This is a genomic window from Alkalibacterium sp. 20, from assembly GCF_001885615.1.
Taxonomy (GTDB): domain Bacteria; phylum Bacillota; class Bacilli; order Lactobacillales; family Carnobacteriaceae_A; genus Alkalibacterium.
This window is the reverse complement of record NZ_LSRN01000052.1, coordinates 1-14,564: the sequence shown is the minus strand read 5'-3', so window position 1 is coordinate 14,564 and position 14,564 is coordinate 1. Positions and strand designations below refer to the sequence as shown.

14 protein-coding genes are annotated in these 14,564 nt (G+C 42.0%); 6 read left to right on the top strand and 8 right to left on the bottom strand.

Translation table 11 applies throughout. From position 1 onward, the window contains the following. Positions 1–123: 123 nt before the first annotated feature. From AX762_RS09055 to AX762_RS12995, 6 genes are all read right to left on the bottom strand, one after another. Positions 124–927 carry an ABC transporter ATP-binding protein gene (locus AX762_RS09055; protein WP_071848818.1) on the bottom strand — a complete coding sequence of 268 codons (804 nt, stop codon included), beginning with the start codon at positions 925–927 and terminating at the stop codon, positions 124–126. Next, entirely contained in the window at positions 927–1,835 is a 909-nt protein-coding gene (locus AX762_RS09050; RefSeq protein ID WP_071848817.1) for an ABC transporter permease, read from the bottom strand. The genes AX762_RS09055 and AX762_RS09050 overlap by 1 nt, the downstream gene beginning before the upstream one ends. A gap of 14 nt (positions 1,836–1,849) precedes the next feature. Beyond that, positions 1,850–2,842 (bottom strand): ABC transporter substrate-binding protein, encoded by a 993-nt coding sequence (locus tag AX762_RS09045; protein ID WP_071848816.1) that lies wholly within the window; start codon positions 2,840–2,842, stop codon positions 1,850–1,852. Positions 2,843–3,328: 486 nt separating this feature from the next. Further along, positions 3,329–3,673, bottom strand: a complete 345-nt coding sequence (locus AX762_RS09040; RefSeq protein ID WP_071848815.1) for a DUF898 family protein — start codon at positions 3,671–3,673, stop codon at positions 3,329–3,331. A gap of 148 nt (positions 3,674–3,821) precedes the next feature. Beyond that, a complete protein-coding gene (locus AX762_RS09035; RefSeq protein ID WP_218162498.1) occupies positions 3,822–5,045 on the bottom strand; it encodes an FAD-dependent oxidoreductase in 1,224 nt (407 codons plus the stop codon). After that, complete coding sequence (locus AX762_RS12995; protein ID WP_218162497.1) at positions 4,966–5,367, bottom strand: FAD-dependent oxidoreductase; 402 nt, start codon at positions 5,365–5,367, stop codon at positions 4,966–4,968. Before AX762_RS12995 ends, AX762_RS09035 begins: the two co-directional genes overlap by 80 nt. A 171-nt stretch (positions 5,368–5,538) precedes the next feature. On the opposite strand from AX762_RS12995, the gene AX762_RS09030 reads away from it, so the two are divergent. The 5 genes from AX762_RS09030 (at position 5,539) to cysK (ending at position 11,364) form a co-directional block, all read left to right on the top strand. Further along, positions 5,539–6,120, top strand: coding sequence for an SOS response-associated peptidase (locus tag AX762_RS09030; protein ID WP_071848814.1), 582 nt, complete (start codon positions 5,539–5,541; stop codon positions 6,118–6,120). 118 nt (positions 6,121–6,238) lie between these two features. Further along, positions 6,239–8,611 (top strand): phosphoketolase, encoded by a 2,373-nt coding sequence (locus AX762_RS09025; RefSeq protein WP_071848813.1) that lies wholly within the window; start codon positions 6,239–6,241, stop codon positions 8,609–8,611. Between the two features lie 120 nt (positions 8,612–8,731). Next, positions 8,732–9,721: a ribose-phosphate pyrophosphokinase gene (locus tag AX762_RS09020; protein ID WP_071848812.1), complete on the top strand. Its 990-nt coding sequence runs from the start codon at positions 8,732–8,734 to the stop codon at positions 9,719–9,721. Between the two features lie 139 nt (positions 9,722–9,860). Further along, the gene (locus AX762_RS09015; RefSeq protein WP_071848811.1) at positions 9,861–10,280 is read left to right on the top strand and encodes an Hsp20/alpha crystallin family protein; all 420 of its coding nucleotides are present in this window, start codon (positions 9,861–9,863) and stop codon (positions 10,278–10,280) included. A 157-nt stretch (positions 10,281–10,437) separates the two neighbouring features. Beyond that, positions 10,438–11,364: a cysteine synthase A gene (gene cysK / locus AX762_RS09010; RefSeq protein WP_083432906.1), complete on the top strand. Its 927-nt coding sequence runs from the start codon at positions 10,438–10,440 to the stop codon at positions 11,362–11,364. 166 nt (positions 11,365–11,530) lie between these two features. Here cysK and AX762_RS09005 read toward each other — a convergent pair whose 3' ends face one another. Beyond that, positions 11,531–12,238: a PspA/IM30 family protein gene (locus tag AX762_RS09005; protein ID WP_071848809.1), complete on the bottom strand. Its 708-nt coding sequence runs from the start codon at positions 12,236–12,238 to the stop codon at positions 11,531–11,533. Positions 12,239–12,284: 46 nt separating this feature from the next. Continuing rightward, complete coding sequence (locus tag AX762_RS09000; protein WP_177244079.1) at positions 12,285–13,346, bottom strand: TPM domain-containing protein; 1,062 nt, start codon at positions 13,344–13,346, stop codon at positions 12,285–12,287. Positions 13,347–13,593: 247 nt separating this feature from the next. Between AX762_RS09000 and AX762_RS08995 the strand changes: the two genes are divergently transcribed. Further along, positions 13,594–14,502 carry a nuclease-related domain-containing protein gene (locus AX762_RS08995; protein ID WP_071848808.1) on the top strand — a complete coding sequence of 303 codons (909 nt, stop codon included), beginning with the start codon at positions 13,594–13,596 and terminating at the stop codon, positions 14,500–14,502. The last annotated feature ends 62 nt before the right edge of the window (positions 14,503–14,564 follow it).

Sequence of the window (14,564 nt, the reverse complement as noted above, 5' to 3'; positions counted from 1 at the left end):
GAAAGAGATGTGAAGGGCACACTATGACGAAAAATATTACTTACACGTTAAATTCATATTTAAAAGTAGCGGTTAGATTTGAAAAAATGAAAAAACACCAAGTCGGTTGACTTGGTGTTCTCATTAAGAAAGCAGTAAGGCATCTTCTGAGACGGCACTGCCGCTCTTTTGTTTAAATAACTCGAGCAGGTCGGGGACGGTAAGGTGTTTTTTTTCTTCACCGGATACATCCACAACGATATAGCCGTTGTTCATCATGATCAAACGATTACCGTATGTGATGGCCTGTTCCATGTTGTGCGTGATCATCAATGCGGTAAGTTTCTTTTCCTTGATGATCTGATCAGTTAAATCCAAGACCATCTGACTGGTTTTCGGATCCAGAGCGGCCGTATGTTCATCCAGTAGTAACAATTTGGGTGTGACAAGCGACGCCATCAGTAAGGTGAGTGCTTGGCGTTGTCCACCAGAAAGCAGTCCCACGTCCATTTTCAAACGGTCTTCAAGTCCGAGTCCCAGCTTTCTCAACTCTTCTTTGTAAACGTCTCGTTCTTTTTTATGAATGCCTCGACCGAGTCCACGTTTTTTCCCGCGTTTCCAGGCGATGGCTAAGTTCTCTTCGATACTCAAGCGGGAAGCAGTTCCCATTTTGGAATCCTGGAACACGCGACTGATGTGTGACGCACGTTTATAAGCGGACTCTTTCGTGATATCTTCACCGTCGAGTAGGATTTCTCCTTCATCAACCGGGAAACTGCCAGCGATACTGTTCAGGAAGGTAGACTTACCTGCACCGTTTCCGCCAATCACTGTAATAAAATCCCCTTCGTTCACTGTGAAATCAATGCCTTTCAGGACATGGTTTTCATTGACAGAACCCATTTCAAAACTCTTATGAATATTTTTCAGTTCTAACGCTGCAACCATTATGATAACCCTCCTTTTTCAGTTGATACTGTGGCTTTCTTGTTTCGTTTAGTCAAACGTTCCTGAATAGCTGGAAGACGTAAGGCTAACGCTAAAAGTATGGCTGAGAAAAGTTTCAAGTCTTGCGGATCAACGTTCATTTCTAAAACGATCAATATGAGTAAGCGGTATATGACTGAACCCAAGACGACCGTCAATAAACGTTTGGCAATGGATATGTTACGGAAGAACACTTCACCGATAATGATGGAGGCCAAACCGATAACGATCGTCCCAATACCCATGCTGATATCAGCGTATCCGTTGTTTTGAGCGAGTAAGGCACCGGATGTCGCAATCATTCCGTTACTTAACATATAGCCAATGACTTTCATGAAATTGGTCCGGATACCATTGGCTTCGCTCATTTCGTTATTGTCACCGGTAGAACGAATCGCCAGTCCTACTTCAGTATGAAAAAACAGATGGAGCAGAATAATGACTATTCCAACGGCGATTGAACCGACGAGTAATACCGCATTGGTTTTGCTTAAACCGAAACTCTCCACTGTTCGAATGAGTGTCTCTTGTCCGAGGAGCGAGATATTGGCTTGTCCCATGACGCGTAGATTAATGGAATAAAGGCCCGTCATTGTAATGATTCCTGCAAGTAAGGCAGGGATTTTCCATTTTGTGTATAAGAAGCCGGAGATGAATCCGGCTGCCATGCCGCCGAGTAGGGCAATCAGTACGGATAACCAGGGAGCTATGCCGTTTACAATTAAACTGGTACTTATTGCCGCGCCTAGTGGAAAGCTGCCTTCTGTAGTTAAGTCAGCGACATTAAGAACGCGAAAGGTAATGTAGACGCCAATGGCCATGATCGACCAGAGTAATCCTTGAGAAATGCTTGATAAAAATAAAGCCATGAAATAATCCTCCCTTAATCTTCTGAAAGTATAATGCTGTCTGGATCGATGCCTAAAGCTTCAGCCATTTCTTCATTAACGAAGAGTTCCAGATCATCAGATATTTCAACGGCAAGTGTTTCTGGTGAGGCATCGTTTTCTAAGATTTCAAGAGCCATTAACGCAGTTTGACGACCTAGGGCCTCGTAGTTGATGCCGTAAGTGGCTAATCCACCCGCTTCAACTTGATCCGTTGATCCTGCCACCACTGGCATTTGGTATTCCATAGCGATTTCTCCCACAGTATCAGCCGTACTAGCTAAGGTGTTATCTGTCGGGATATACAGAGCATCAACACTTGAAGCCAAGCTGGTCAGGACTTGCTGCACATCATTGGTCGTTGTGACAGTGGAAACTTGAACGGAGACGCCTGCTGCTTCTAATTGTTCAATGGCTAAATTGGCCTGGATTTCTGAGTTCGGTTCACTTGAGTTATAGATGATTCCGATAGTTTGAGCATCGGGCACAATAGATAAGAGTAATTTAATCTGTTCTTCGATGGGTACCATATCACTCGTACCGGTTAAATTGGTTCCTGGTGCATCGTTGCTTTCAACTAACCCAGCGTCGACCGGATCCGTTACTGCCGTGAATAGAATCGGCTTGTCTTGTTCGGCTGTTGCCAATGACTGAGCAGCTGGTGTTGCAATCGCAAGCATCAAGTCATTGTTTCCGGATAATTGTTCACTCATACTCTGTAAATTTGATTGATCGCCTTGTGCGTTCATGACGTCAAAGTTGATTGTTTCTCCGTCAACGTAACCGGCGTCTTCCATTTCACTGATGAAACCGTCTTTGGCTGCCGTTAAGGAATTGTGTTCCATGAATTGCAAGATACCCACGTTCACTACTTCTTGCTCGCCGTCCGTGCTTTCTCCACCGTCTTCAGAACCACAAGCGGCTAAAGTCAATCCCACTAATCCTGTAGCCATTAAACCCATTGCTTTCTTTGTCATTAACTTTCTCATCTTTTTCTCCTCCTATGTTTTCGTTTTGTTGTCTGACGGACCAACCAGCGTTAGGTCGACCCGTTTCTTTATAAATATAAAAAACGCCTATTTAGATGAAATAATCTAAATAGGCGCCCTCAAAAGTTATGGGTATGTTGACCACTTAGATTATTTCATCTATGTGGCCAAATTTGATCAACTCAAATTTCTTTAGCCATCACAGATACAAAATCAGTTTTATACTGATGTTTGTATCCATGATGTCAGTCATGTCTACAAACCATATCTAAAGTAGCTAAAGTAAAAGTTATTTAGTTGTTTGGTTTGAATTTTCGTTATTAACATGATTGTCACTCCTATAAAAGTTGATGTCCCTAGAATACGAAATAAGTGAGAATAAGTCAAGAGAAAAATTAAAATTATTTAATTTAATGTTTATCAGTTCACATTTAGAGTTATTTAAGGTCAGAAAATGACTCGAAAGCTTTTTGAATAAGTTATGTATTAATTAACAAAATGGGTGTTCTTTGCTTTCCAGTCTTCCAGTTTTATATTGACCCAGAAACCGTATATACCCAAAGTAATAATCGTCAGTGCCCACCATTTGATCCAGTTCCCGAATAGACCGACAGCTGATCCAGAAAAATTCATGCGCATGCCGTCGATAACGGTATGATTGATTTTCCAAGCAAAAAGCCGGCATATTAACCAGGGATATAACAGACCTAAGGACAATACTGTTACGATGCCACCGAATAAAGACCAGAAAATAAGTTCGAATAACCCTCCATCAAAGAATGACGTTCTTCCATACTTTTGTTCTACACCTAATCGAGCAGTTGCATCCATATTTTTCCTCCTTTAAAATATTTCTTAAATAAATATATATTAATAATAAATGATTAAACGTAATTATCAATAGGAGTTGACCATATTGATAAAAAAAGTGTGTCTTTTGATGATAAAATACCAAGAAACACACTTTTTTATCAATTATCTACTTTTCATCATTTGATCCATCCAGTTTCTTCAACGGTTTTACTGCGGGTCCATTGAGTACTTCACCGGAATAGGAGAAGCGGGAACCGTGGCTGGAGCAGTCCCAGGAACGATCACCATCATTCCATTTCAATCCGCAGCCCAAATGAGTGCAGGTTGTCTTAACGAGATGGACGTCTCCTTGTTTGTCTCGGTAGCCGCCTACTTTTTTACCATCCACAGAAACTAGTCCACCTTCATCTGATTTCAAGTCATCCACTGTTTTATCCGGACGTTTCAGTTTAGTCGTGACGAAGTCTTTACCTACAGCGGTATTCTTTTTCGAAAACCGTTCGATATCTATTGTCTTCAATTTATTCCGGGTCGGATCGAACAGGTCTTTATATACATTATCGTTGCCGAGAATAATATCGGTGAGCATTAGTCTTGAAAAAGCCCCAATGACCATACCCCATTTGTTAAACCCGGTGGCCATAAGTACGTCTTTCGTAGACTGAGTCATCTGACCGATATAAGGCATTTTGTCCAGCGTCGTCATGTCCTGTGCTGACCAGTGATATGGAACTCGTTCCAATTCAAACCATTCCTTACCAAAGCGTTCCAAATTTTCGTAATGCATCTGAGTAGGCGGGTTACTCTTACCTGTTTTGTGACTTTCACCACCGATCAGGAATAAGTCTTCACCGTTTTCCGACCGGATGGAACGCAGGGACCTTTTTGGCGACTCCGCACTTATATACATTCCCTCAGGCATTTTAGTGTTGATTTTAGCGGCGATGGCATAAGAGCGTTCGATGGATAATTTTGCAAAGTAGAGTCCGTCAAAATCATTGAAGGGGTAGTGGGTGGCGATCACGATGTTATCGTAATGCAGCTTGGCACCTGTAGCCATTTCGACATAATCATTCTTTTTAAAGAGTTTCACCGCACGAGTCTGGTCAAACAGCTTACCACCGAGTCGTTCGATTTCTTTCAGTAGACCAGTCAGATATTTTACCGGATGAAACTGAGCCTGAAACGGCATAGTTAAAGCGGCATCGGTTTCAAACGGGAGGTCATCGAGCTGACCCAGTGTAAGTTTTCCGATGATTCCAAGTTTTTCGTAAGCACGCGCTTCTTTTTTGATCTTTTTCAGTCCTTTTTCACTCGAGGCAAAAACGATTGCCTCTTTTTCTTCGAGGTCGCAGCCAATACCTAACTCTGATGAAGTCGAGTCCGTCACGATTCGCTTCATAATACATTCGAGCTTTTTCTTTATCGAAGGTCTGCATCAATTCATGATAAATAAGTCCGTGCTGGGCAGAAATTTTAGCGGTCGTATTGCCTGTCACGCCGGAAAGGAAGTCTCTCGCTTCTACGAGTGTGACGTTTTTTCCTGCTTTTAATAAGAGATAAGCTGTGACGATACCGACCATTCCGCCACCGATTACAGCGACTTCTGTCGTTTCGTCTTGATTCAAGGAAGTGAAGTGGGGTGTCTGATGTGAATGCCAGTAAGATCTTGGGAACTGTGAAAGCTGATGATCAGTTATTATTTTAGCCATGAGCGTCCTCCTTAGAGAGTTGAAAACTCAACCGATACCTATTTTTCTTGAGTATATCACGGTTTATTTGATAAATAAAAAGATACCTTTATGACGGTTCGATGAGTTTGTATGAGTCGCGATTTCAGGATCATTTTGATACGATAAAGGGGACGATAAGGAGTGAGTGAGATGTGCGGAAGATACGGATTAACTGTTTCATTTAAAGAATTAAAGGAACGCTACGAGCTTTTAGATGACGAGTATTCATTTGAAGAGAAGGGAGAAATTTTTCCGACGACAGAAAATATCGTGCTGCTGCCGAACAGGCGCCTGCATCCTGTGAAATGGGGGTTCGAACCGAGCTTTGCCAAACGCCCGCTGATCAATGCACGGGCAGAAAGTGTCTTGGAGAAGAAGACCTTTAAAGAGCCGTTTGCCCAAAAACGCTGCATCGTTCCAGCGACATACTTTTTCGAATGGCAGCCAATTGAAGGGCAGAAGAAAAAAGACAAGAAGAAGATTGCCGTCAAAGACGTCCCGATTTTTTCCATGGCCGGTATCTGCGAACGGTATACTGACGAAAACGGCGACAGTTACCTGACTTACGCGATCCTTACCACAGATGCAAATGACCAGATGCGTCCCATCCATGACCGCATGCCAGTGATACTCAATCCTGAAGACGAGAAAAGTTATCTGGATTTGGAAACTGATCCGGAAGAAGTCCAAAAGATGTTAATGACGACAAATAAAGAACTGAATATTCAATAGTAAAACTCTTCATAAAAAACTCGGTAGGATGTCTAAAATTTTTTCAGTTCACTCTGTAGTTCAATTAAAATAAAAATCAGATATATAAAACGGGAAGATAACGAAAGGAATAGCGATTATGTCTAACGAACATAAATATTCTTCAGCTGAATATTTAAACAAAGTCGATGCTTGGTGGCGCGCGGCGAATTATCTGTCGATCGGTCAGATCTATCTTAAAGATAACCCGCTGTTAAGACGTCCTCTTGAAGAAAAAGATGTGAAAATCAATCCAATCGGTCACTGGGGAACGGTGCCGGGACAGAACTTCGTCTATGCTCATCTGAACCGAGTAATCAATAAGTATGACTTGGATATGTTCTTCATTGAAGGACCGGGTCATGGCGGACAAGTAATGGTCTCAAATGCTTATCTAGATGGGAGTTACACTGAAATCTATCCGGACATAACGGAAGACGAAGAAGGTATGAAAAAGCTGTTCAGACAATTCTCCTTCCCTGGAGGGATCGGCTCGCATGCGGCGCCCGAAACACCTGGCTCGATCCATGAAGGTGGGGAGCTAGGGTATGCATTATCACATGCGACCGGAACCGTTTTAGATTATCCAGATACCATAGCGGCTGTGACGATTGGTGATGGCGAAGCAGAAACAGGTGCACTTGCGACATCCTGGTTCTCCAATGTCTTCATCAATCCTGTAACGGATGGGGCTGTCTTGCCTATCTTACATTTGAATGGTTATAAAATTGCGAATCCAACGATTCTGTCACGTAAATCGAATGAAGAGTTAAGGCATTACTTTGACGGTTTGGGGTGGGATCCGCATTTTGTTGAAGGCGAGAATCCGGATGACATGCATCCCGAAATGGCTGAAACGATGGATATCGTCATTGAAAAGATTCGATCGATTCAAACTGACGCTCGAGAAAAAACAACGAAGAATAATGGCATGCCTAAGTGGCCCGTGATTATCCTGATAAGCCCAAAAGGTTGGACGGGACCGGAAGAGTGGGACGGTGAACCGGTTGAGGGAACATTTCGTGCACACCAGGTCCCGATTCCAGCGGAACAGGAAAAAATGGAATACAGTGGAGCATTGATGAACTGGATGAGATCCTATCGTCCGGAAGAATTGTTTGATGAGAATGGACGACTTAAATCTAAAATAAAAGAGATTACTCCAAAGGACAATAAACGGATGGCACTTAATCCAATCACGAATGGCGGGAGAGACGGAAAACCTTTGAAACTGCCAGACTGGCGCGAATACACCTTGGATATCAAAACACCCGGTTCAGAAAAAGGGAAGGATATGTCAGAATTCGGAAAATTTGCACGTGATATCGTGGATGCTAATCCAGACAACTTCCGAATTATGAGCACCGATGAACTGAAATCAAATAAGTTGAATGCCGTCCTTCAAAAGACGAATCGCCAGTGGATGGAAGACATTGAGGAACCGGAAGACGAAGCACAGTCGCTTAGCGGGCGTGTCATTGATTCCCAACTTTCTGAGCATCAGGCAGAAGGATGGATGGAAGGCTACACACTGACCGGAAGACACGGGTTCTTTGTCAGTTACGAAGGTTTCCTCCGCATCGTTGATTCAATGATCACTCAGCACTTCAAATGGCTCCGTAAAGCGGACGAACTGGAGTGGCGCAATAAATACCCATCACTCAACATTATTGCTTCTTCAACGGTTTTCCAGCAGGACCATAACGGCTATACCCATCAGGATCCTGGACTCAGCACACATCTGGCAGAGAAGAAGCTGGAGTATATTCGTGAGTACTTTCCGGCAGACGCCAATACTTTAATGGCGGTGATGAACAAAGTGTTGAAGTCTGAACAGAAAATAAACCTGATTGTTTCGAGTAAACATCCGCGGCCGCAGTTCTATACGGCAAAAGAAGCGGAAGAACTTGTCGAAAAAGGGTTGAAAATCATCGACTGGGCAAGTACTTTTAACGACGACGAACCGGATATCGTGATTGCCGCAGCCGGGACTGAACCTAATCTAGAAGCTTTGGCCGCCGTCTCTATACTGCATGACGAAGTTCCAGAACTGAAAATCCGGTTCATCAACGTGGTGGATATTCTCAGGTTAAACAGTCCGAAAAATGACAAAAGAGGTCTCAGTAATGAGGCATTTAATGATCTATTTACGACAGACAAACCGGTTCTATTTGCTTTCCACGGGTATGAAGGGTTGCTGAAGAATTTATTCTTTGACCGTCAGAATCGAAACCTTATCCCACATGGATACCGTGAAAATGGTGATGTGACCACGCCGTTTGATATGCGCGTCGTGAATGATCTCGACCGTTTCCATCTGGTCAAAGATGCCGCTCGGGCTCTATATGGTGAAGAAGCGTGTGATGTAGAAGAGAAAATGGACAAGCTGCTCGATAAGCATCACAAATATATCAGAGAGATTGGAGACGATATGCCGGAAGTCACAAATTGGAAATGGAGACCTTTAAAATAACTGATTCCTCAACACAGAAAGCATGACGGAAATCAAAACGAGTTAGCGCTTGCATTTCGTGTGCATTCTGTTTACGATTAACCTGAAGAAGAAGTCAACAATTAGTGAGTGGAGGATGCTATGCGTAATCATGAGAAAAGAAGCGGCGTTAAACTCTTTGCTTTAAACTCGAACCCCAAGTTAGCCGAAGAAATTGCTCAGGTGGTAGGAGTCGAATTAAGTAAAGCGAGGATCGACCGTTTTGCCGATGGAGAGATATCCGTTCATATTGATGAAAGTATCCGAGGAGACGATGTTTATTTGATTCAGTCAACCAATGATCCGAGCAACGATTATTTAATGGAATTGCTCATCATGATCGACGCGCTAAGGCGTGCAAGCGCAGAATCCATCAATGTAGTAATGCCTTATTATGGCTATGGAAGACAAGATAGAAAGCCGGGACCACGCGAAGCCATTACGGCAAAAGTGGTAGCCAACATGCTGACACAAGCCGGCATTGATCGCTTGATAACGATGGAACTGCACGCTCCTCAGATTCAGGGGTTTTTCGATATTCCGGTCGATCATTTATCCGCAACAGCTTTGTTTGCCAATCACTTCTTATCAGAAGGATTAATAGGAGAAGAAACTGTTGTTGTGTCGCCTGACCATGATGGTGTGAAACGCGCGCGCGAAATGGCAGAGCTGCTTGATTCCCCTTTAGCCATCATTGATCGACGATTATATCAGGAAAATAGACCGAATACGTATGATCTGGTTGGTGAAGTTGACGGTAAAAACTGTATCTTGTTTGATGATATTCTAGATACTGCTAAAACGGTCACCAAGTCTACCCAGTCGCTTAAAAAAGCGGGCGCAAAAGACGTTTACGTTTGTGTGACACACGCCGTTCTTTCTGGGAAAGCAGTGAAACGATTAAATAAATCCGGCGTAAAAAAGGTTGTGGTGACCAATACGATCGATCTTTCTAAAAAATCCGCAACGGATCTAATCGAACAATTAAGTGTCGCTCCCATCTTTGGTGATGCGATTAAACGAATACAAAACTATGAATCCATTAAGCCTTTGTTTGATATGGAATATGTGGAGAAATTGATGAAAAAGTAAGTGAATCCTGATTTTTAAATGCTATTTTTTAATCCTGAAACTGCAGTCGTTTTGTTTTATCTTTCCTAAAAAAAGCGTTAACATAACAAGTGAGGAAAGCTAAAAATCATAAAACAGACAAATGGAGAGGGGTAAAAAAATGGCCGATATGTTACCTTCAAAACGAAATTTTGGAGATTTACGCAAATTATTTTTCGATGATATGTTTGACGGATCTCTTGGAGACGTTGGAAGCTTCAAGACAGATATTATAGAAGATGAGAAAGAATACACGGTGGAAGCAGAGCTACCGGGAATGAGCAAAGAAGATATAGAACTGGATTATAACGACAATGTTTTATCCATATCTGCAAAACATGAATCGGAAACTGATGAACATGATGAGGAACGAAACTATGTCAGACGTGAACGATCATCTCGCTCATTCAGTCGTCAATTTTTAATTCGAGATATTGATGAAGATGATATTTCCGCTCGCTTTGATAACGGGGTTTTGGAAGTGAAGCTACCTAAGAAAGAATCCAATCAGCCAACAACCAAACGAATCGATATTCAATAAAATCAGCTGATGGAACAAATCTCGATGGAATGTGTTATTTACATTCTGTCGAGATTTTCTTATGTAATGAAAGATGTGTTAAAATAGACAAAGAAGCAACTTTAAAATAAGATAAGTAAGAAATTAGAAATAGTAAGTTTGGGAAGGAAGTATTTCAATGAAACGCGTAAAATCAGTAACAGAATTAATTGGAGACACACCTTTATTACAACTTAATCGTGTGGTGCCAAAAGATGCGGCAGATGTATACGTTAAGGTTGAATCATTCAACGCAGGCGGCAGTATCAAAGACCGTATCGCCCTAAATATGATTGAAACAGCTGAAAAAGATGGTAAATTAAATCCAGGGGACACAATCGTTGAAGCAACCAGTGGAAACACCGGTGTGGGATTAGCAATGGTCGCGGCCACAAAGGGCTACAAAGCGATATTTATTATGCCCGATACTTTGAGCGTGGAAAGACGAGTATTGATGAAAATTTACGGTGCTGAACTTGAGTTGATTCCGGGCGCTGAAGGAATCCCAGGTGCTATGACTCGTGCAAAAGCATTGGCAGAACAAGACGGCTACTTCATGCCTTCTCAATTCTATAATCCAGCCAATCCGGCTATGCATATCAGAACAACGGGCCCAGAAATCATCGAAGCCTTGGACGGTAATGCACCGGATGCTTTTGTTGTCGGTGTAGGAACCGGTGGAACGATCACCGGTGTCGGGAAAGTAATGAAATTGCACAATCCTGATGCTAAAGTTGTGGCGGTCGAACCGGAAGAATCTGCTGTTTTGAGCGGTGAAGCCAAAGGCAAGCACAAAATCCAGGGTATGGGAGCAGGCTTTATTCCGGATGTGTTGGATACCGATATTTACGATGAAATCGTCATTGTTTCAAGCGATGATGCGATTGAGATGACCCGTCGTTTGGCTAGAGAAGAAGGACTGCTCGTGGGCATTTCGGCAGGAGCAAATGTTTTAGCAGCTATCCGCTATGCTGAAAAGTTAGGCAAAGGTAAAACCGTTGTGACCATTGCTCCAGATACCGGTGAACGGTACTTATCCACCCCAGCATTTTCTGAAGACTATTAAGTCGTTTGTTTTTCGGTGATGTGTGTTTATCAAAGTATTGAATAAACAGGCCACTCAAAGATAAATTAAAGTGTTTCTGACAAATCAAGCGTGAACAAGAAAACCCGTAGAGACTAGTTGATGACTAGTCTCTACGGGTTTTCTGTTTCCATTTAAATGTTTTAGGCTACTCTTCAGAATCTTTATCAGATGAAGAAAGTCCCATGTTTTGTTTCATGCGTTCGAGTTCGTCTTCGACCGCAGCAGAACCTGTTTCTTCTGCGTATTTCTCTTCCAGTTCTTGAGCCGAATCTTTAGGCTGTTTGTTCAATTCTTCCATGGCATCAGCTTCATCTAAGCGACGAGACGCTTTTTCTTCCATACGCTCAAAGTTACTCATGGCTCCTTTAGATTTACCGAGGGAAGTATCCACTTTATTGAGTTTTTCTTGAGTATCCGCCACTGACATTTGAGCTTTGATCATCGAACGACGGTTTCTTAGTTTATCAATATCTGCGGCCAACTTATCATGCATTTGACGCATTTTCGATGCATTTTCATGCGCTTTGGCATAAGCATTAGCTAACCCGGTACCGACATCTTCCAATTCCTGTTTTTTAGATAGGAAAACACGTGCATCCGCATCGTTACCTGATTCCAATGCTTTTTTAGCGTAGCGTTCATATTTTGTTACTTCAGCTTCGTTTTCATCCACTAAACGTTTGGCCCGTGTTTCTTCTGCCATCACGCTTGCAGTGTTTTTCTTCACTTCAGCCAAGTCTTCCATCATACCACGTAAGTATTGATCAATCATTTTTTCGGGATCTTCCATACGATCAATGATTGCATTGACGTTTGCACTAATGATATCTGTAAAACGGTCTAAAATTGCCATGTAGACTCCTCCTAATTATGTTTGAATATTGGTTTTTAATGTTTAATTATTTATCTTCGTCATATTTTTTCGCCAATTCATCAGCTTTAGAGCTTCCGAATTTTTCAATAGGTCGGCTAAGCATGTCCTCTGTTCGTTTGGCTTCACGTTCTTTACTGGCTTGTTTTGTTTTCCACCATTTGAATAGGATATATAATGCTGCAAGAACCCCAAAGATCGAAAGTACTGGAATCCATGGTGATGTCGTTACTTCCATGATGCGATCAGCAGCTTCTTTGAACGAATTGCTGAAGTACTGTTCATCTGTTAAGTCTGGATCATAGTAATTTCTATCAAGATAATCCATTAAAATGTCGCCTGCTTCTGTGTCGATTACGGATCGTGCTTGAGAGCCCGTGACGTAATACGTCATGTACTCATTTGGTTCGGGCTCAAAAAAGACAAGTAGTAAATGCGCTTCATCAGTAAAGAGTTCTTCATATAGATCGTTTGCGTAGGCTTGAAGTTCATCCATTGACGGATCAGTAGACCCGTTGATGTCACCCGTTATATGCACATGGGGCTGGACGCCTGTTTCGTTATAGAAATGACGAAGGCCATCGACCATCTGCGTATGATTACCTATCCATCCTAATTCGTCTGTATAGTATTCTGTTTCAGTTACTGCTCCTGCCGGTAATGGTTCACGTTCCACCGTCGATGAGGTGATACTCGTTGGTCCACCATTGCCTCCACCGCCCATGAAATTACCTAAGGATGAAATCAAGGTAAAGATCACGAACATAAATATCAGTACAGTGAAGATGCTTCCGCAGCCCATAGAGCCACAACCACCACCGCCGCCTCCACCGTGACCGGATGAATAACGTCTTCGACCAAAAAGTCCACCACCTAAAAATATCGGGCCCATGCCCATGCGTGGACGGTTATTGCCGGAACCACTGTTTGAACTTCCGCCACCAAAGCCACCGCCACCGAAGCCTCCACCTCCACGGCCACTGCTTCCACCGCCTATACGACCACCGCCGCCTCGTCCTCCACCGAATCCCCCGCCACGGGAACCTCCGCTGAAGCCACCACCGCCACCTCGGCCGCCACCTCTACCCATATAATTCACTCCTTCAAAGTCAGATTGTTAATTTAATCATCATAAACGTTATCTGTTTATAAAGCAAAGCGCTTAAACAAACTATGACTATATTATAACGTATGCATTTAGCAAATCATAAAAATATCACTTGCTAGAGTGAAAGAGAAGCAAACTCAAAGAGTGACTTTTTAATTGAGCCATAAAAAGTCAGTTTTAGATATAAAAGACAATATAGATAATAGAATAGATTAATGGAGGGAATAATATGATCGTTAAAGAAAGAGAAAGAGCATTACAACTTGAGTCATTGGTAGCCTTAAGCAAACGAGGGGTTTTATTGAACCCGCAGGAAAACTATATTAATCAACTAGTTAAAGGATTCGAAGGTGAGTGTGCATTTGATGCGTTAATGAAAGGGTTGAAGTGCGAATGTCTGATTTTGAATGATTTGTTATTGAAACTAAACGGTCATACCTTTAAGATCGATACATTGATGATATCAAGTAAAGGGGTTTCGATCTATGAAGTGAAAAACTTCGAAGGTGAGTTTGTTTTTCGTGAGGATAAGTTGAAAATTGTTTCTACAAATAAAGAAATCACTAACCCTGTCCATCAATTAAATAGAAAGACAATGCTTTTCCGTCAACTGATGGAAGAACATCGTGTTGATTTTCCACTCAAATCATATATTGTGTTTGTCAACAAACAGTTTACTCTTTTTGAAACACCTGTTAATCAGGACTTTATTCTTCCGACCATGATATCTCGTCATCTTAAACGATTGAACAACGAACGTGGGGCGATAAATATAAGTCATACAAAATTTTCGGATGCGCTCAAAGCATTGCATCATAAAGATACTACTTTTATCACATTATCCGAGTACTCGTATACTGCTTTAAAAAAAGAGTCATTCTGTAAAGAATGTTCAGCCGTATTAGAGCGTTTAAATGGGAGAATGTGTGAATGTATGAAATGTGGTCACAAGGAATTAGCTGTCGATACAATATTTCGACAAATAAATGAGTTCAGACTATTGTTTCCGGATAATAAATTAACGACAAATGAAATGTATCAATGGAGTGGAAAGCTTTTTTCAAAAAAAAGCATCCGATCAGTCTTGTCAAAGCATTTTACTCTGAAAGGACAAAGCATAGCTTCCTACTATGAGTAAAAAGACCTTGAACCAGCTAAATCAAGAATAGATGGACAGTTGCGTGCCCTTCATGAAGAAAG